General features: G+C 50.0%; 19 protein-coding genes. 7 read left to right on the top strand and 12 right to left on the bottom strand.

The features are described from left to right. Nucleotides 1–61: 61 nt before the first annotated feature. The 3 genes from dxs to ACI0FR_RS04425 form a co-directional block, all read right to left on the bottom strand. Nucleotides 62–1,978 (bottom strand): 1-deoxy-D-xylulose-5-phosphate synthase, encoded by a 1,917-nt coding sequence (dxs, locus tag ACI0FR_RS04435; protein ID WP_374829817.1) that lies wholly within the window; start codon nt 1,976–1,978, stop codon nt 62–64. Between the two features lie 226 nt (nt 1,979–2,204). After that, nucleotides 2,205–3,137 (bottom strand): pirin family protein, encoded by a 933-nt coding sequence (locus tag ACI0FR_RS04430; RefSeq protein WP_374829815.1) that lies wholly within the window; start codon nt 3,135–3,137, stop codon nt 2,205–2,207. A gap of 118 nt (nt 3,138–3,255) precedes the next feature. Beyond that, on the bottom strand, nt 3,256–3,846 hold the full coding sequence (locus ACI0FR_RS04425; RefSeq protein WP_404906434.1) for a YidB family protein: 591 nt from the start codon (nt 3,844–3,846) through the stop codon (nt 3,256–3,258). Between the two features lie 156 nt (nt 3,847–4,002). Here ACI0FR_RS04425 and ACI0FR_RS04420 point away from each other — a divergent pair, with 156 nt between their 5' ends. Beyond that, complete coding sequence (locus ACI0FR_RS04420; RefSeq protein ID WP_374829811.1) at nt 4,003–4,263, top strand: GlsB/YeaQ/YmgE family stress response membrane protein; 261 nt, start codon at nt 4,003–4,005, stop codon at nt 4,261–4,263. A 75-nt stretch (nt 4,264–4,338) separates the two neighbouring features. After that, nucleotides 4,339–4,860: a DedA family protein gene (locus tag ACI0FR_RS04415; protein WP_374829809.1), complete on the top strand. Its 522-nt coding sequence runs from the start codon at nt 4,339–4,341 to the stop codon at nt 4,858–4,860. A gap of 4 nt (nt 4,861–4,864) precedes the next feature. Here ACI0FR_RS04415 and ACI0FR_RS04410 read toward each other — a convergent pair whose 3' ends face one another. The 3 genes from ACI0FR_RS04410 to aroC are packed head-to-tail and all read right to left on the bottom strand — an operon-like array spanning nt 4,865 to nt 7,229. After that, nucleotides 4,865–5,119, bottom strand: coding sequence for an exodeoxyribonuclease VII small subunit (locus tag ACI0FR_RS04410; RefSeq protein ID WP_184223485.1), 255 nt, complete (start codon nt 5,117–5,119; stop codon nt 4,865–4,867). A 5-nt stretch (nt 5,120–5,124) separates the two neighbouring features. Further along, nucleotides 5,125–6,084, bottom strand: a complete 960-nt coding sequence (locus ACI0FR_RS04405; RefSeq protein WP_374829807.1) for a histone deacetylase family protein — start codon at nt 6,082–6,084, stop codon at nt 5,125–5,127. Nucleotides 6,085–6,137: 53 nt separating this feature from the next. Further along, nucleotides 6,138–7,229 (bottom strand): chorismate synthase, encoded by a 1,092-nt coding sequence (gene aroC, locus ACI0FR_RS04400; RefSeq protein ID WP_404906436.1) that lies wholly within the window; start codon nt 7,227–7,229, stop codon nt 6,138–6,140. 306 nt (nt 7,230–7,535) lie between these two features. Here aroC and ACI0FR_RS04395 point away from each other — a divergent pair, with 306 nt between their 5' ends. Both ACI0FR_RS04395 and ACI0FR_RS04390 read left to right on the top strand, forming a co-directional pair. Further along, nucleotides 7,536–7,787, top strand: a complete 252-nt coding sequence (locus tag ACI0FR_RS04395) for a DUF1344 domain-containing protein (protein WP_374829803.1) — start codon at nt 7,536–7,538, stop codon at nt 7,785–7,787. A gap of 76 nt (nt 7,788–7,863) precedes the next feature. Then, nucleotides 7,864–8,316, top strand: a complete 453-nt coding sequence (locus ACI0FR_RS04390; RefSeq protein ID WP_374829801.1) for a Dabb family protein — start codon at nt 7,864–7,866, stop codon at nt 8,314–8,316. A gap of 6 nt (nt 8,317–8,322) precedes the next feature. On the opposite strand, the gene ACI0FR_RS04385 is transcribed toward ACI0FR_RS04390, so the two are convergent. The 4 genes from ACI0FR_RS04385 to ACI0FR_RS04370 form a co-directional block, all read right to left on the bottom strand. Beyond that, nucleotides 8,323–8,913 carry a histidine phosphatase family protein gene (locus ACI0FR_RS04385; RefSeq protein WP_374829799.1) on the bottom strand — a complete coding sequence of 197 codons (591 nt, stop codon included), beginning with the start codon at nt 8,911–8,913 and terminating at the stop codon, nt 8,323–8,325. Between the two features lie 9 nt (nt 8,914–8,922). Then, the gene (gene fabI / locus ACI0FR_RS04380; RefSeq protein ID WP_374829797.1) at nt 8,923–9,741 is read right to left on the bottom strand and encodes an enoyl-ACP reductase FabI; all 819 of its coding nucleotides are present in this window, start codon (nt 9,739–9,741) and stop codon (nt 8,923–8,925) included. 282 nt (nt 9,742–10,023) lie between these two features. Next, nucleotides 10,024–10,944, bottom strand: coding sequence for a DnaJ C-terminal domain-containing protein (locus ACI0FR_RS04375; protein WP_404906437.1), 921 nt, complete (start codon nt 10,942–10,944; stop codon nt 10,024–10,026). A gap of 132 nt (nt 10,945–11,076) precedes the next feature. Further along, on the bottom strand, nt 11,077–11,523 hold the full coding sequence (locus ACI0FR_RS04370) for an RT0821/Lpp0805 family surface protein (RefSeq protein WP_374829793.1): 447 nt from the start codon (nt 11,521–11,523) through the stop codon (nt 11,077–11,079). Between the two features lie 60 nt (nt 11,524–11,583). On the opposite strand from ACI0FR_RS04370, the gene pdxH reads away from it, so the two are divergent. Continuing rightward, nucleotides 11,584–12,204 (top strand): pyridoxamine 5'-phosphate oxidase, encoded by a 621-nt coding sequence (gene pdxH, locus ACI0FR_RS04365; RefSeq protein WP_374829791.1) that lies wholly within the window; start codon nt 11,584–11,586, stop codon nt 12,202–12,204. 22 nt (nt 12,205–12,226) lie between these two features. Here the strand turns inward: pdxH and ubiA are convergent, their stop codons facing one another. Then, nucleotides 12,227–13,243, bottom strand: coding sequence for a 4-hydroxybenzoate octaprenyltransferase (gene ubiA / locus ACI0FR_RS04360; protein WP_374830501.1), 1,017 nt, complete (start codon nt 13,241–13,243; stop codon nt 12,227–12,229). A gap of 160 nt (nt 13,244–13,403) precedes the next feature. Here ubiA and purD point away from each other — a divergent pair, with 160 nt between their 5' ends. Then, the gene (purD, locus tag ACI0FR_RS04355) at nt 13,404–14,684 is read left to right on the top strand and encodes a phosphoribosylamine--glycine ligase (RefSeq protein ID WP_374829789.1); all 1,281 of its coding nucleotides are present in this window, start codon (nt 13,404–13,406) and stop codon (nt 14,682–14,684) included. Nucleotides 14,685–14,803: 119 nt separating this feature from the next. Beyond that, the gene (locus ACI0FR_RS04350; protein ID WP_404906438.1) at nt 14,804–16,597 is read left to right on the top strand and encodes an acyl-CoA dehydrogenase; all 1,794 of its coding nucleotides are present in this window, start codon (nt 14,804–14,806) and stop codon (nt 16,595–16,597) included. On the opposite strand, the gene ACI0FR_RS04345 is transcribed toward ACI0FR_RS04350, so the two are convergent. Next, nucleotides 16,594–17,145, bottom strand: coding sequence for a DUF6101 family protein (locus tag ACI0FR_RS04345; protein WP_374829785.1), 552 nt, complete (start codon nt 17,143–17,145; stop codon nt 16,594–16,596). The genes ACI0FR_RS04350 and ACI0FR_RS04345 overlap by 4 nt on opposite strands. Nucleotides 17,146–17,385 lie beyond the last annotated feature (240 nt).

Genomic DNA, 17,385 nt, shown 5'->3' with positions numbered 1-17,385 from the left:
GCGCTTTCATGACGCAGCCAAGCATTTTAAGCAAGTGGCCAATCGTCACAAAGCGATCTGATCAAGCCCGAAAAGGTGCGGCAATTTCCTCACGGCCAAGTGCGGCAAAAACAGCATGGACAATGCCCGTACGGTCAAGACCGGCATTGGCATACATCACTTCAGGCTTGGCATGATCCTGATACATATCCGGCAAAGTAAGCGTGCGAACCCGCAAGCCGCCATCCAGCAAGGATTCACGCGCAAGAAAATGCAAAACATGCGAGCCAAAGCCGCCGATTGCACCTTCTTCAATGGTAACGAGCACTTCATGTTCACGCGCCAAACGACGGATGAGATCCTGATCCAAAGGTTTGGCAAAACGTGCATCTGCTACAGTGGTGGAAAGTCCGGCCGCATCCAGCACATCGGCTGCAGCCAAACATTCCTGCAAACGAGTGCCGAATGAGAGGAGCGCCACTTTGCTGCCCTCACGCACAATGCGCCCCTTACCGATTTCTAAAACCGAACCACGCTCGGGCAGTTCAACGCCCACACCATCGCCACGTGGATAGCGGAATGAAATCGGCCCTTCATCATATTCAGCAGCAGTGCGTACCATATGGCGCAATTCCGCTTCATCGGATGCCGCCATCACGACAAAACCCGGCAAGGCTGCCAAAAATCCAGTGTCAAACGAACCTGCATGGGTGGCACCATCTGCCCCCACTAAGCCTGCGCGGTCAATCGGAAAACGAACCGGCAAATTTTGCAAAGAAACATCATGCACAACCTGATCATAGCCGCGCTGCAAAAAAGTTGAGTAAATCGCAGCAAAGGGTTTGAACCCTTCGCTTGCAAGACCTGCCGCAAAAGTCACCGCATGTTGCTCCGCAATGCCGACATCAAAGGTACGGCTCGGAAATGCTTCACCAAAGAGATCGATACCAGTGCCGCCCGGCATCGCGGCAGTGATGGCGACGATTTTTTCGTCGTGGCGCGCTTCTTCAATCAGGCTGGTGCCGAAAATTTTGGTATAGCTTGGTGCATTTGCCGGTGGTTTGGACTGCGCACCGGTAATCACATCAAACTTGTTCACACCGTGATATTTGTCTGCGGCCGCTTCCGCCGGCGCATAACCTTTACCCTTTTGGGTCACGACATGAATAAGAACGGGACCGTCTTGCATATCACGGACATTTTTCAATACGGGAAGCAAATGATCGAGATTATGACCATCAATCGGCCCGACATAATAAAAGCCGAGCTCTTCAAACAGTGAACCGCCTGTCCAGAATGCACGTGCATATTCTTCAGATTTACGCGCTTTATCCTGCAAGAATTTCGGCAGTTTTTTAGCCAGTTGTTTGGCGTTTTCACGCAATGAGCGATAGGTGCGACCAGAAACAAGACGCGCCAGATAGGCGCTCATCGCACCGGTTGGCGGCGCGATCGACATGTCATTATCATTGAGAATAACGATAAGGCGCGCATCCAGTGCTCCGGCATTGTTCATGGCCTCATAAGCCATACCAGCCGACATCGAGCCATCACCGATCACCGCGATGACATTACGTGCATCGCCGGAGAGTTCGCTTGCCACCGCCATGCCGAGACCAGCAGAAATAGACGTAGAGGAATGCGCGGCCCCAAACGGATCATATTCACTTTCCGAACGTTTGGTAAATCCGGAAAGTCCGTTTTCCTGACGAAGGGTACGGATGCGATCACGTCGACCTGTCAAAATTTTATGCGGATAGGTCTGGTGCCCCACATCCCAGATAATGCGGTCATGCGGCGTATCAAATACATGGTGCAACGCAACGGTCAGTTCCACCACACCAAGGCCGGCACCTAAATGTCCGCCGGTTGTGGAAACAACATCAATCAGTTCGCCGCGTAATTCGTCTACCAGCTGCGGCAGTTCTGCTTCCGGCAGATCGCGCAAGTCTGAAGGAATGTTCACCTGATCAAGTAAGGGGGTGACAGGTCGTGTCATGATAATTCTCCGCCTATTTGAACACCTGCCTATAGAATCCACAGACTTATGGCAAGCTTCAAAGGTCTGACACGGCCGATTGAACGCTTTGAAAGCAATCGCAGACCTTTTATCCTGTGGCTTATTTCTATGCTGCCGGTTCATTCCGGCAAGAAGGTGAAATTGCCGGTTCATTCCGGCATTATACAGCTTGCCATCTTACTCCGGCAGGATACGATTTGCCGGCTTACTCCGGCAGGGGTACAAATTCTTCTTCATCACCGGGCACTATATCAAATTTTCCGCTGCGCCATTCTTCTTTTGCCTGTTCGATACGTTCTTTTGAAGATGAGACAAAGTTCCACCAAATATAGCGCTTGGAATTCAGGCTTGCCCCGCCAAACAACATGATATGCGCCGAGCCACCCTTGGCACCGGGGGCTGCATTCACGATAATGTCATCTCCCTCACGGAAAGCAAGCAGCTGGTTGGCGCCAAAAATATCACCGGCAATATTCACATTGCCATCCAGAATATAGATGGCGCGTTCTTCGGCAACCGCCGGAATATGAAAACGTCCCCCCGCCTCAATCCGGATATCGGCATAAAGCGTGTCGCTATATTGATGAACCGGCGATTTAAGTCCGTGCAATCCGCCCATAATGAGCCGTCCGGAAAAGTCTTTGTCATTCATTTCCGGCAATTCATCTTTGGTGGTATGGGAAAAATCCGGCTGCATATCTTCCAGATGCTCCGGCAGTGCCAGCCATGTCTGCACACCGGAAATGGACAAAGGTGGCCCGCGCAATTCTTCCGGCGAGCGCTCCGAATGAACAATTCCGCGCCCCGCCGTCATCAAGTTCACGTCACCCGGCGCAATCACCATTTCAGTGCCCAGACTGTCTCGATGGCGGATATGACCGTCAAAAAGATAGGTGACGGTTGAAAGACCGATATGGGGATGCGGCTGCACATCCAGTGCATCACCGGCACGCAAAATTGCAGGCCCCATCCGGTCAAAGAAAATGAAAGGCCCGACCAAGCGCCGCTTGGCGGTTGGCAATGCGCGGCGCACTTCAAGCCCGCCGACATCACTGGTGCGCGGAATAATAAGGGTTTCGATCAGATCAACAGCCTTTTTGTCGCCGATATCGGGATCTTCACCGGGGAAAAAGCTCAAAACCAACCTCCCGCCTAGCAGAATAAAATAGCCATGCAGCACCATGATGCTGCATGGCTTGATAAGTCTATTCTATATAGTTAGCCATGCGTACTCAAACCAGAGCGCTGCCGGCTTTTTAATTTTGTTTTTGTAAGAGCCGCGCAATGTCCTGCATATCCGGGACTTTGCCGTCAGCAGTCAGCTTATCAACGATAGCGGGAAGGACTTGCGAAAGTTGTGCCAGCAAATCCTGTTCGTTAATGCCGACATGTTGTGCAATCTCGCTCAAGTTTTTTTGACCAATCGCACTGCCAAGCTGATCGGGTTCAATGCTGGCGTTTTCACCCTGCCCCAACCATGAATCCACTTTGCCGCCATGGCCTGCCTGTGTGAGTTGGTCAAGCAAACCGCCAAGACCTCCTGTTAAAGCACCGCCGACCCCTGCATTGCCAATTGATGGAGTAGGTACAGAAGATGCGGCAGCAGTTGTCGAGTTGGCCAGCAAACTGCCCAACCCGCCCAAAACCGCACCGATCAGAGTGCCAGAACCCGCAGCACCATCTTGTGGCTGCACCGGCGGCTCTATAATCTGTGGCTGATCATCCTCATCATGTTTGCCGTTCAACATACGCCCGACCAGCAAGGCACCCAATGCAACCAAAACCGGCTTTGCCAAACTACCACCCGGCACTGGTGTTTTTGATGAATTATTATCAAACATAGTCATAATAAAATACTCCTATACATACAAATTAATTATCTATAATGTATGATGTTACGATAATATTTATATTAGGCAAGTATTGTGCCTTGCCTATTTGATAGTGTTATGAAAATTTCTTCAATGTATTAATCTGATTATCAATATTTTTGGAGATAACCAATGTCTATTATAAGCTGGATTATATTAGGGCTCATTTCAGGCTTTATCGGAAGTAAAATAGTCAATAAAAGTGGCCAAGGTATGTTCTTGGATATTGCTCTGGGCATTGCTGGCGCTATCTTAGGCGGGATTGTATTCACTTTCTTTGGCGCACAAGGTATTACCGGTTTAAATATTTACAGTCTTATTGTTGCCGTCATCGGTGCCATTATTGTGCTGGTGATCTACCATGCCATCTCCGGCAAGCGTCGTTTAAGATAATTAAGCCATATAGTTTTTAGAATGATCCGGTATTCTTTGACCGGATCATACTTTGTATCAATAGTTAAAGTAAACATGGAATATATTGAACCTTATTTGGCATCCTATGGAGCTTTGGCTCTTTTTATCATTATCTATTTTGAATCTTTCGGCGTGCCTGTACCGGGAGAAAGCGCGTTGATTGCCGCCTCTCTTCTCGCGCTTAAAGGCAATTTAAGCCTATCAGCTATATTGATCGCTTGTTTTGCTGGCGCGGTCTTAGGTGATTGCACAGGGTATCTGATTGGTCACTTCGGCGGACGCAAATTATTGCAGCGCTTTGGCAGCAACATCAAATTAACGCCTGAGCGACTGGCCAATTTTGAAAAACAGTTTGAGAAACGAGGCATCTATATGGTTGCCACTGCGCGCTTTATCGTCATCATGCGCCAGCTCAATGGTATCATTGCCGGTTCCATGCATATGCGCTTTTCGCATTTTTTGAGCGCCAATATCATCGGCGCACTCGGCTGGACGGCCGTTTGGGGTGCAGGCCCTTATCTTTTTGGCGGAACACTGGCACCCGTGGCGGCTTATATCAAATCTCTCTGGAGTTAAATATTCACGCAGGATCAAGCGGCTCAGTACCGACAGCCTGACCATCGCGACCAATGCGGATTTTCTCGACTTTGTCTTCGGCAGATTTCAGCAATGTGTCGCAATGTTTTTTCAGCGCTTCGCCGCGTTCGTAAATGCGGATAGATTGCTCCAGCGGAACATCACCACGCTCCAGATCTTCAACGATACGCTCCAGCTGCTCCATCGCCTGCTCAAAGCTCATTTGTGCAATATCTGCATTTTGCTGTTCTGCGTTCATTTCGCTCATCCTTCCATCAGGCGTTTGATATGCGCTGCTGCCGATACCGACAGTCCCTGCAAATCATAACCGCCTTCCAATATGCTCACTAAACGATTAGCGCAAAAACGATCTGCCCGCTCCATAATTTTGCCGGTTACCCAGTCAAAATCGCTTTCATCCAAGTTTATTTGCGCAAGCGGGTCGAGATAATGCGCATCAAAGCCGGCAGAAATCAGGATCAAATCGGGACGAAAATTATCAAGTGCGGGTAAAATCCGCGTTTTGATCGCCTCGCGAAATTCCCGACTGCCGCTTTCCGGCGACAAAGGGGCATTGACAATATTGCCTGCACCTTGTTCATTTTTATGTCCGGTTCCCGGAAAAAGCGGCTCCTGATGCGTGGAACAATACAGCACGCTTTTGTCATTTTCAAAAATCGCCTGTGTGCCATTGCCGTGATGCACATCAAAATCAATGATCGCGACCCGCTCTGCCTGATAGCGCATTTGTGCATAGCGAGCGGCAATAGCGGCATTGTTAAAAAGGCAAAAACCCATAGCCGCTTCCGGTTCGGCATGATGGCCAGGCGGGCGAGACGCGATAAAAATATTATCCGCCTGACCGGTGAATACATCATCCACGGCCGCATTGGCTGCCCCAATCGCAGTTAAGGCTGCCTGCCAGCTTTGCGGGCTGACATAAGTATCATTAGCGATTTTAATGATCGATTCTGGCTTGTCCGAAGCGTCGTCGCCGACATCAAAAAACGGGATCTGGTTTTTGATCGTCTCAAGGTGTTTTTCGGTATGGGTCAGCAAAATAGCCGCTTCATCGCCAAGCGGTGCTTCCACCCGTTCCAGATTATAAAAAACACCCTCATCAAGCACGCTCAACAAAGCGCGAAGGCGATCCGGACGCTCCGGATGGCCGGCCGGTGTCAGATGTTTGAGAAAAACATCATGCCAATAAAGCCGTGTCGCCATAGAGAAAACCTCTTAAGATTCAGTAATTTCTATAAAAACACGGAGAAAGTGATTCAACGACCGGTTTGTCCACGATGGCGCAGATAATGATCAGCAATCGCACAAGCCACCATCGCCTCACCAATCGGCACCGCACGGATACCAACACACGGATCATGACGGCCTTTCGTCACTACATCCACTTCTTTGCTATCCGCATCAACCGAACGGCGTGGCGTCAAAATGGAAGAGGTTGGCTTCACGGCAAAACGGGCAATCACGGGCGCACCGGTTGCAATACCGCCCAAAATGCCACCGGCATGGTTGGATAGAAAATGCGGATTACCATCAGCATCCACGCGCATTTCATCGGCATTTTGCTCGCCGGTCAAACGGGCCGCTTCAAAACCATTGCCGATTTCAACGCCTTTGACCGCATTGACCGACATCAGATTGCTTGCAATATCCTGATCGAGCTTAGCATAAAGCGGCGCGCCGATACCAGCAGGTACGCCTTCAGCAACCACTTCCAGAATAGCCCCGACCGATGAACCGGACTTGCGAATGCCGTCAAGGTATTCAGCGAAGATTTCAACCGAACCGGCATCCGGTGTGAAGAAAGGATTATTATCCACTTCATCCCAATCCCAACGGCTGCGATCAATGTCATGCACACCCATTGCAACCAAGGCGCCACGCACTTTCAAACCCGGCACGATTTTACGGGCAATAGCACCTGCAGCCACACGGGCTGCGGTTTCACGCGCTGATGAGCGACCGCCACCGCGATAATCGCGAATGCCGTATTTAATATCATAAGTGTAATCGGCGTGCCCCGGGCGATATTGACGGGCAATTTCGCCATAATCTTTCGAGCGCTGATCAGTATTTTCAATCATCATCGAAATCGGCGTGCCGGTGGTGGTCATGGTCACGCCATCCTCACCCAGCATCACACCGGAAAGCACACGCACCTGATCCGGCTCGCGGCGTTGCGTGGTGTATTTGGATTGCCCCGGTTTACGCTTGTCCAGATAAGATTGGATCTCGGCTTCAGTAAAAGTGATGCCCGGCGGGCATCCGTCCACAACACAGCCCAAAGCTATCCCATGGCTTTCACCCCATGTGGTTACGCGAAAAAGATGACCGAAACTATTATGGGACATGTGCGCTTCCTGAAATGGATATACCGATATTACGTTCTTTAATTGGTTTTATGAAGCTTTTGCTCCAAGGTCAAACAAGGGTCAAACGAATGACTCGGCAAGAACTACTTTTCCCTGATATAACCCATTTAAAACTCTTATTTTGACATATTATCATGGCAAAAAACAAAATCTGCGAGATTTTTTTGTGCCATTAAAATTGAATGTTTGGCTGTTATGCGGAAATGCTATCATAAAATATTATGACCAGCGGCACTAAACGAATCAAAAGACATAAAACCGACAGGCAAAGAAAGAGGCATACACATGCAATATATCGTTGGCCTTGCCTTTATTATTTTATCGCTTTTCTCGACCAGCGTCATGGCCGAAGATATAGAAGGTAAAATCCGTTCTATTGATGAAGCCAATGAAACTATCACATTGGATGACAACAAACGCTATCAATTGCCGAATGAATTTGATTACACTTTCATCAAGCCCGGCATGAAGGTCATCATCCTCTATGATCAGGTAGACGATATACGCTATGTCACCGACCTTCAGGATGCCCCTTGATGTTGTGAGATTTATAATAGCTCCGCCATTTTTCACGGCAGAGCTTCCAGCTTTTTATTTTTAAAAAGATATTATCATGGCAGCAATGACAGATGCATTACCGGCAGAAACCCAATTGCTGAAAGATTTAAGCTGTGTCGGCGCGGATCAATTTACCAGTCATGATTACAAGCCCGGCACGATCAAACATATTGTTCTGTTCCGCTTCAAAACGGATGTCACAAGCGCACAAATAGATCAGGTAACGGCGGAGTTTAAAAGCCTGCAACAACGCTGCAAACGCGATCACAGGCCGTATATTCAATCGCTTACTTATGGCGAGCAAATGAACGGTGAAGGTGCGAGCCAAGGCTTTACCCTCGGCTTTATCGTCACCTTCAAATCCGAAGGTGACCGCAATTATTATGTCGGCGAGCCGCTTGTACGTGATCCGCAATTTTACGATGCGGCACATCACAAATTCAAAAAGCTGGTTAGCCCCTTGCTTGATGCCCAAGGCGCGCTTGTTTTTGATTTCGTCGTTAGTTAGAGAAACTTAGTGCCAGCTCAGCTGTCCATTTTCCAATTTGAGGATTTTATCCTGCGGAATAGCCAGATTGGCGGCATCGTGGCCGTCCAAACCGCCATAGACATGAAACAGGGTGCGAATACAGCCACCATGGGTGACGCAAACAGTTTTTTGCTCGACAGTTGCAATCCATTTCTGGATGCGCTCCGACAGTATCTGATAGCTTTCGGCAAATTCACCCGGCGGCACGAAATTCCACTTGTCATGGGCGCGTTCATGGATGAGATCATCGCGCTTTTTCGCGATATCTTCCATCATAAAGCCCTGCCAGTCGCCAAAATTGACTTCCATCAGCAATGGATCAGTGCGGTAGGCGAAAGGATCAAGCCCCATACCCAGACGGATACGTTCCATCGTTTCACGCGTTCTGCGTAACGGGCTTGCAACAAAATCAAAACCGTCGGCACTGCCGATCAGTTCTTTCAGCATCAACCCGTTCCGGTCAGCCTGAGACCTGCCATTATTATTAATGTCGATATCAAGCTGCCCCTGAACGCGTTGCGATACGTTCCAGTCAGTTTCGCCGTGACGCGAAAAGTAAATAATTTCCCGGGTCACAGCGACACCTTAATCTTTAATGACAGAAATATCCGGAGCATCGACGGCTTTCATGCCAACGACATGATAGCCCGAATCCGCGTGATGCACTTCACCGGTCACCGAACGGGACAAATCCGACAAGAAATAAAGACCGACGTCACCCACTTCATCAATGGTAACAGTACGACGCAGTGGCGCGTTATATTCGTTCCATTTCAGAATGTAGCGGAAGTCACCAATGCCGGAAGCAGCAAGCGTTTTGATTGGCCCTGCGGAAATCGCGTTAACGCGAATGTTCTGCGGCCCCAAATCAACCGCCAGATATTTAACACTGGCTTCAAGTGCGGCCTTTGCCACGCCCATAACATTGTAGTTAGGCATGACTTTTTCTGCACCATAATAGGTCAGTGTCAGTATAGAGCCACCATCCTTCATCAATTTTTCTGCACGACGCGAAATTGCAGTCAGCGAATAAACCGAGATCAACATGGTGTTGTTGAAGTTTGCTTCCGACGTGTCGACATAACGGCCGGTCAGCTCATCCTTGTCGGAAAAGCCGATGGCATGCACGACGAAGTCAAGCTTGCCCCACTTTTGTTCCAATTTTTCAAAAATTGCATCAATACTGGCACCATCAGCAACATCACAATCGCCGCAGACAAATGCGCCCAATTCTGCTGCCAGTGGCTCTACGCGTTTTTTAAGAGCATCACCATGATAAGTGAAAGCCAGTTCAGCCCCCGCCTCATGAGCAGCTTTTGCTATACCCCAGGCGATTGACCGATTATTGGCTACGCCTAAAATCAATCCGCGTTTGCCTTGCAACAACCCAGACTTTGCGGTCATACACCGGTCCTCATCGAAATTATTCACTACTTGCCTATTGCACAGCTAGGCACAAGGTTCAAGCAATGTGAATGAAATGACATGAAAAAACAAATCCTCACGATCATCATTGCTGGTGATAATGAGGATAGGTTTCTATGAAACGCCGAAAAAATGCCGGCTCATCACTGAACCGGCACCCTGACGGGCACTATAATTTAATAGACCCGAAGTATAAAACCATTCACTTTATAAATTCAAGGCAAAGTTTACGTGAATACCGCACTGTTATTGGTGTCATTTTCAAGAAGCATCAGCTTTTTCAAAAAATGCTTTCAAGGCTTCGTCACCATTTTCCGGCAACATTAAACGAATATGCACAAATAAATCGGCATGACCGCCCGTTTTAACCGGCAGACCTTTTCCCTTCAGGCGCAGCACCTTGTCGGAACTTGACCATGCCGGTATTTTAACCGCCAGACGACCTGTCAAGGTTTCGACTTCAGCACGACCACCAAGCACCGCATCTTTAAGGCTGACCGGCAAATCCAGATGCAGATCACGCCCTTTGACCTCAAACCGCGGATGGGTTTTGAATTTGACGGTCACCATCGCATCGCCAGCGACACCACCCATCGGCTGTTCGCCCTGCCCTTTCAAACGGATAACCTGACCGTCCTCTACAAAGGCCGGAAGTTTGATCGCAAGATTTTTACCGTTAGGGAAAACGGCTTCGACTTTTTCGGCACCCGCAACCTGTTCAAGGCTTACAAAAATTGTCGCTGACAAATCAGCGCCTTTAGCAGGACGGTTCGTACGTTGACGCCCGCCGCCGAATCCACCGCCAAAAATCTCGCTGAAAATATCTTCAGCACCGCCGCCAAAGCCTCCGGCCTGACGGAAACCGCCTTGACCAGCGCCCTGACGAAAGCCTGCAAAAGGATCTGCACCGCCATTGCCGCCAAAACCACCAGCACCGCCACTAGAGCCCTGAAATGTTTGTTTGCCTTCAGCATCAATTTCGCCACGGTCAAACTGGGCGCGGCGGTCTTTATCACCAAGAATTTCGTAAGCCTGATTAATCTCGGAAAACTTGGCTTGTGCCGTTGGATCATCTTTATTCTGATCCGGATGGAACTTCTTGGCCAACTTACGAAATGCAGATTTAATTTCTTCGGGCTTCGCAGATTTAGCGACGCCCAACACGCTATAGGGATCGCGCATACACACTCTCTTTCACGAATAATCGCTCAAAAAACACTATTAAATCTTATATGCGCATCCTATTGGCAAAGTTCCAGATTTATTCTCTGAAACACGTAAAAAATGACAGTTAAAAGCCAATAAAGTGCCAAATCAAACCGGCGCGAAGGATTTCAACACCCAATCGCCACCTTTTCGCATGCAAGTTTCGCCACGATAGAGTGAAACGCCGTTGAATGCCTGCCGCGATGTTTCAAATTCGCGGCACAGTTCATCTGTTTTCTGCACTTCAGAAACCTGATTGATAACGCCTTGACTGCCTGTGTCCGGATTTGCCCACGGCACCGGCTTCATGCCCCATGTGCTGAAATCAAGCGCAGACACTACATTGCGGATCGCATTGCGGTCGGAAAGCGTTTCATTGTCTGTATCCGGCTGTTGTGAAGGTGCAACTGAACCTGTTATGGATGATGCATCAGGAACAGCACTTTCGATACTGACACCACCCATGGCGCAACCGGCAACAAAAATCAGGCTGCACAATGCTACCCAACGATGGCATTTGGGTGCGATCGGAGATGCGAAACTTGTCTTTAACATAAGGTGCGCATTATGGCTGACCAATGCGTTTCCTTTTTTTTGTGTGATAAAGGCGTGATTATGAGCGATAGCAAGTTAACGAATAGTGACTTTACGCAAGCTTCCGAACCATTTCAACTGTTTGGTCAATGGCTGAAAGAAGCAGAAGTTTCTGAACCGAACGATCCGAATGCCGTAGCAGTTGCAACTGTTGATGAGCATGGCATGCCGAATGTGCGCATGGTTTTGCTCAAAGATTTCGATGAACGGGGCTTTGTTTTTTATACCAATTACGAAAGCCAAAAGGGTCGTGAAGTGCTTTTTGCCGAAAAAGCCGCCATGTGTTTCCACTGGAAATCGCTACGCCGTCAGGTGCGCATTCGTGGACCGGTTGAAAAGGTCAGTGACCAGGAAGCGGATGAATATTACGCCTCACGCGCCCGCGGCAGCCGCATCGGTGCATGGGCATCCAAACAGTCACGCCCGCTGGAAAGCCGTTTTGCGTTAGAAAAAGCGGTTGCCGAATATACCACCCGCTATGCTATCGGCTCTATCCCGCGCCCCGCTTATTGGTCAGGCTTTAGAATCCGTCCGACATCCATCGAGTTCTGGCATGACCGCGCTTTCCGTCTGCATGACCGCGTACAGTTTACACGCCCAGACCCGGAATCAGATTGGCAGTCTGCCCGTCTCTATCCGTGATATTGCTCAAAAATTAAGCCGCTCAAACGAGCGGCTTAATCACAAACCAGAGCGAGCCGAAAACAAGCCCTGCAAAAATCAAAAAACCGACAATGTGATTGGATTTGAACAAACTCAGGCACTGATCGGGATTATCAATATCCAGCACCCTGATCTGGCGGAACATATGGGCAGCAGCGGCAAGCAATCCAGCCAAAGCCGGCATTGGCACTTCGGCCACTGCAAAGGCTGCCGCGAAACATATCAACGCACCGCCATAAAGCACAAACAAAGCCTGTTTGGTGCGGTTGCCGAACAAACGTGCTGTTGAGCGAACACCCACCAATGCATCATCTTCCTTATCCTGATGGGCGTAGATAGTGTCATAACCGATCACCCACATGATCGAGCCGATATAAAGCAGGACAGGTGCCAATGCGAGGCTGCCGCGATCTGCTGCCCAGCCCATCAACGCCCCCCATGAGAAGGCAAGCCCCAGCACAAATTGCGGCCAGTTGGTGATGCGCTTCATAAACGGATAGGCAGCAACAATCGCCAGCGATCCGACGCCCAGCCAAATAGAAAACCAGTTGAATTGCAGAACAACAGCTAAGCCAACCAGTGCTTGTAGAACAAGAAAAATCTTCGCCTGTTTGCGTGTCACCTGCCCTGATGGCAGCGGACGCGAACGGGTGCGGTCGACTTTATCGTCAATATCCTGATCAACCAGATCATTATAGGTACAGCCTGCACCGCGCATGGCAATTGCGCCAATGGTGAACAAAATAATGTGCCAGATGGATGGCAAAACGCTCCAGACACTTTCAACGCTTGTTGCATCCACATTGGCAAGTCCTGCCCCTGCCACCAAAGCCGCAGACCACAGGCACGGCCATAGCAACAACTGCCAGCCAATCGGACGATCCCAGCGCGCAAGCTGCGCATAAGGCCAAAGTATTGGCGGTAGTGTTTTATATGCCCAATGACCGGACGGCGCATCCTTAACGCGACCACGTATTTCACGCGATTGAATATGCTGATCTGCTTTTGATGACGCCATAATGCGATCTGTCCTGTTCATATTACTTATGCTTTTGCGATTGAGCAGGTCAAAAGCGTTAAAAATCTTTGCCTTTGGACTTGCCCGTCTGCCCATTCGTCAATAGACAACCAGCAACCTAGTTTCTCTTATACCTGATCAAGCGAAGATGGAGCAAGTTATGAAAGTCCTGTTGATTGGTTCCGGCGGACGTGAACATGCCTTAGCATGGAAAATCTCGACCTCACCACTGCTTGATAAACTCTATTGCTCACCGGGCAATCCCGGCATTGCCGACCATGCTGAACTGGTCAGTCTCAATGTCGAAGATCATGATGCGGTGGTTGCATTTGCCAAGGAAAAGGCAATCGATCTGGTGGTCATCGGCCCTGAAGCGCCACTTGTTGATGGTTTGAGCGATTCTTTACGCAAAAACGGCATCCGCGTGTTTGGCCCTTCACAAGGTGCTGCACAGCTTGAAGGTTCGAAAGGCTTTACCAAAGACCTTTGCGCCCGTTTCAACATTCCAACCGGTGCTTATGGCCGCTTCAACAATGCGCCCAAAGCCAAAGCCTATATCCGCCAGCAAGGCGCACCAATCGTGGTGAAAGCTGACGGCCTTGCTGCTGGCAAGGGCGTCGTGGTTGCGATGGAACTGGAAGAGGCACTTGAAGCCGTCGATGCCTGTTTTGAAGGTGCTTTCGGTCAGGCTGGCGCAGAAGTTGTGGTCGAAGCTTATCTCGATGGTGAAGAAGCAAGCTTCTTCTGCCTGTGCGACGGCAAAACCGCCATTCCTTTCGGCTCTGCCCAAGACCACAAACGTGTGGGCGACGGCGACACCGGCCCCAACACCGGCGGCATGGGCGCTTATTCACCAGCGCCTGTGATGCCGGCTGAAATGATTGAGCGCACCATGAAAGAGCTGATTGAGCCAACCATGCACGGCATGGCAGAACTCGGCCATCCGTTTTCCGGCATTCTCTTTGCAGGCCTGATGATTACCAAAGACGGCCCGCAGCTGATTGAATATAACACCCGCTTTGGCGATCCCGAATGTCAGGTGCTGATGATGCGTTTGCAATCAGATCTTCTGGAACTGCTCGCAGCATCTGCCGATGGCAAGCTTGACGAAGTCAGCCCGACATTTTCAGATGAAACCGCACTGACCGTGGTGATGGCAGCCAAAGGCTATCCGGAAGCCCCGCAAAAAGGCAGCGTGATCAAAGGTCTCGACGAAGCGGCCAAAACCGAAGATGTCAAAATCTTCCATGCTGGCACAGCGCTGAAAGACGGCAATCTTGTTGCCAATGGCGGACGCGTTTTGAATGTGACAGCCACCGGCGGCTCGGTAAGCGACGCACAAACCAAAGTCTATGAAGCGATTGAAAAGATCGAATGGCCCAATGGTTTCTGCCGTCGTGACATTGGCTGGCGCGCCATCATCCGCGAGCAAGAGCAGTAAGTTTAAAATCCCGCCCAAAAAAGGCGGGATTTTTATATCCCTCATAAGTAAAAACGCTCATTGACCCTACCAAAACCAGCCGATACTTCTATCTCAACGCATGACAGATGGAGGGCTTCATGTATCGCGCACCCGTCACCGAAATTCTTCACACATTGCTAAAAGTCACAGGGACTAAAACCAGTGGCTTTGCGAAAGTATTACAGGAAGAACGCTTTGGTGATCTTAGCCTAGATTTGCTTAATGCTATTCTGGATGAGGCCGCGCGCTTTACTGAAAACCGCATCACACCTTTACGTCAATCATCTGACCAAGAAGGCGCGCGCCTGCAAGATGGACAAGTCACCACCGCCAAAGGCTGGAAAGAGCTTTATCAGGATTGGGCGGCAGCTGGATGGAACAGCCTCACCGGTGCGGCAGATTATGGCGGACAAGCTCTGCCGATTTCGCTCTCCGTTGCTGTTAATGAAATGTGGAATTCCGGCTCGCTTGGTTTTGCCATTGGCCCTATTCTCACCATCGGTGCCGTGGAAGCGCTGGAACAACATGCAAGCCAAGCCATCAAAGACATCTATTTGCCCAAGCTGATTTCCGGCGAATGGATGGGCACCATGAACCTGACCGAGCCACAAGCAGGCTCTGATCTTGGTGCTTTGCGCTGCCGTGCCGAGCGCCGTGATGACGGCACTTATCGTATTTTTGGCCAGAAGATTTTCATCACTTATGGCGAGCATGATCTGACCGACAACATCATTCATATGGTGCTTGCACGCTTGCCCGATGCGCCGGAGGGCAGCAGAGGCATATCGCTGTTTTTGGTGCCGAAGTTCTTAGTTAAAGCCGATGGCGGCCTCGGCCAGCACAATGATGTTATCTGCGCCGGTTTGGAACATAAACTAGGCCTTCACGCCTCCCCGACATGCACAATGATTTTTGGTAACGGTAAAGGTGAAGACTCTAAAGCCGGCGCGGTCGGCTATCTGATCGGTGAAGAAAACCGCGGCCTTGCCTGCATGTTCACCATGATGAACAATGCCCGTTTGCTGGTCGGCATCCAAGGTGTCGGTGTGGCAGAAGCTGCCACGCAAAAAGCCATCACTTACGCAAAAGAACGTATACAGGGGCGAAGCGGTGGGACGCCCTCATCGGCTGCGGCAGAACCGATCATTGTCCACCCAGATGTGCAGCTCATGCTGCTGACCATGAAAGCTTTGACGCAAGCCGCCCGCTCCATTGCCTATAATTGTGCCTTTGCTCTCGACATGGCAAAAACGGCCGAGCCAGACCAGAGACATTTCTGGACGAATCGCGCCAGCCTTCTCACCCCGCTTGCTAAAGCGTTTTCCACCGACATCGGCGTCGAAGTGGCCTCGCTTGGTGTCCAAGTGCATGGCGGCATGGGCTACATAGAAGAAACAGGGGCGGCGCAATTGCTGCGTGATGCGCGCATTACGCCAATTTATGAAGGCACCAACGGCATTCAGGCAATTGATCTGGTCATCCGCAAATTACCGCTGGAAGATGGCGAGCATATTCACGGGTTTATCGCTGAACTTTGCCAAGATGCAGAAGCAGCGGCGCAGGCCGCACAGCCTGAACTACAACAATGCGGCATTGCACTCACAAATGCGATTCGCGATCTGGAACAAGCCACAGGCTATTTACAGCAATGTCTGGCAGCTAAAAATACTGACGATGCGCTGGCAGGAGCAAGCGCCTATTTGCGGCTTTTGTCGCTTACCGCAGGAGCGGCCTATCTGCTGCGATCGGCATTAAGCGAAAGCCAAGAAAACCACATTCACCTCAGCCAATTTTTCGATGCTTATATCTTGCCGGAAACAGCCGCGCTTAAACAAATCATTGTGGACGGCGCGCATATTTTGCAGGCCGCAAAAGCTATATTAAATTCTTAACGTGCAGTGATAACGGTTTTGCCGCTGATAACCAAACGCATACCAAGACCGGATACCTTATGACGGGCAATAAAACGCGGGCGGCAGATATTCTTATGCGTCGTATGTTTGTCAGCGGTCAGGTACGCGCTTTCATCCAATGAGCGCGCTACGCCATCTTCTTCCATCAGCATCATCGGCAAATCAAAAGCACTTGCCCATGCACGCCAATCATCAGCCACATCGGCCAGATCATGTGCCACCAAAAGCGGCACCGATAATTGCGGATCAGCATGCATCAGTTCAAGGGTCACAGTGATATGGCCGTTTGCATCTTCCGCAGCCCGTGCTGTCACACCGATAAAGGCAGAAGCAGGCAGTGAAATCGACAAAGGCGTGCCGCTTGACGGCATAACGCGGCGAATTACAGCACCACGCTCATTAAGGGTAAAAGTCACAAGCTCTTCACGCTCGTGATTAGCATAGCTGACCACTTGCGGAAAACGAAACGGGTTGAGCCGCAGCTCCCTGTTTGCCCATACCGGTTGGTGTTGTTCCTGTTTAAGCATCTTACGCCCTGTATCTCCTGAGAGCCCGTTTGAAGGCATCTCTTTGCGAGCCTTAACGGCCTTCGTTGGAGATAATAATAGGCCACGGTTATTACCGACGGCTTTAAGAAGTTAGGTTAAGAAACTCTGACTATTATTATTGGTTACCAGAACAAAAACGTCTGTAAGGTTTCGGAAACCTTATAAATACAACAACATCCCACTGTATCAATCTTGCACCAGTGGAGTGGCGAGCACCAA

Origin of the sequence: Paenochrobactrum sp. BZR 201-1 (assembly GCF_044987585.2) — a bacterium.
GTDB lineage: Bacteria > Pseudomonadota > Alphaproteobacteria > Rhizobiales > Rhizobiaceae > Paenochrobactrum > Paenochrobactrum pullorum.
This window is presented reverse-complemented; position numbering and strand designations above follow the sequence as displayed.

Excerpts from the sequence above, each read along its gene's own strand:
- ACI0FR_RS04345 (WP_374829785.1), bottom strand. The coding sequence starts at position 17,145 with ATGCTTAAACAGGAACAACACCAACCGGTATGGGCAAACAGGGAGCTG.
- ACI0FR_RS04375 (WP_404906437.1), bottom strand. The coding sequence starts at position 10,944 with ATGCGCGATCCCTATAGCGTGTTGGGCGTCGCTAAATCTGCGAAGCCC.
- ACI0FR_RS04410 (WP_184223485.1), bottom strand. The coding sequence starts at position 5,119 with ATGAACGCAGAACAGCAAAATGCAGATATTGCACAAATGAGCTTTGAG.
- ACI0FR_RS04415 (WP_374829809.1), top strand. The coding sequence starts at position 4,339 with ATGGAATATATTGAACCTTATTTGGCATCCTATGGAGCTTTGGCTCTT.
- ACI0FR_RS04390 (WP_374829801.1), top strand. The coding sequence starts at position 7,864 with ATGGCAGCAATGACAGATGCATTACCGGCAGAAACCCAATTGCTGAAA.
- aroC (WP_404906436.1), bottom strand. The coding sequence starts at position 7,229 with ATGTCCCATAATAGTTTCGGTCATCTTTTTCGCGTAACCACATGGGGT.
- ACI0FR_RS04350 (WP_404906438.1), top strand. The coding sequence starts at position 14,804 with ATGTATCGCGCACCCGTCACCGAAATTCTTCACACATTGCTAAAAGTC.
- ACI0FR_RS04395 (WP_374829803.1), top strand. The coding sequence starts at position 7,536 with ATGCAATATATCGTTGGCCTTGCCTTTATTATTTTATCGCTTTTCTCG.
- pdxH (WP_374829791.1), top strand. The coding sequence starts at position 11,584 with ATGAGCGATAGCAAGTTAACGAATAGTGACTTTACGCAAGCTTCCGAA.
- fabI (WP_374829797.1), bottom strand. The coding sequence starts at position 9,741 with ATGACCGCAAAGTCTGGGTTGTTGCAAGGCAAACGCGGATTGATTTTA.
- purD (WP_374829789.1), top strand. The coding sequence starts at position 13,404 with ATGAAAGTCCTGTTGATTGGTTCCGGCGGACGTGAACATGCCTTAGCA.
- dxs (WP_374829817.1), bottom strand. The coding sequence starts at position 1,978 with ATGACACGACCTGTCACCCCCTTACTTGATCAGGTGAACATTCCTTCA.
- ACI0FR_RS04420 (WP_374829811.1), top strand. The coding sequence starts at position 4,003 with ATGTCTATTATAAGCTGGATTATATTAGGGCTCATTTCAGGCTTTATC.
- ACI0FR_RS04370 (WP_374829793.1), bottom strand. The coding sequence starts at position 11,523 with ATGTTAAAGACAAGTTTCGCATCTCCGATCGCACCCAAATGCCATCGT.
- ACI0FR_RS04425 (WP_404906434.1), bottom strand. The coding sequence starts at position 3,846 with ATGACTATGTTTGATAATAATTCATCAAAAACACCAGTGCCGGGTGGT.
- ubiA (WP_374830501.1), bottom strand. The coding sequence starts at position 13,243 with ATGGCGTCATCAAAAGCAGATCAGCATATTCAATCGCGTGAAATACGT.
- ACI0FR_RS04405 (WP_374829807.1), bottom strand. The coding sequence starts at position 6,084 with ATGGCGACACGGCTTTATTGGCATGATGTTTTTCTCAAACATCTGACA.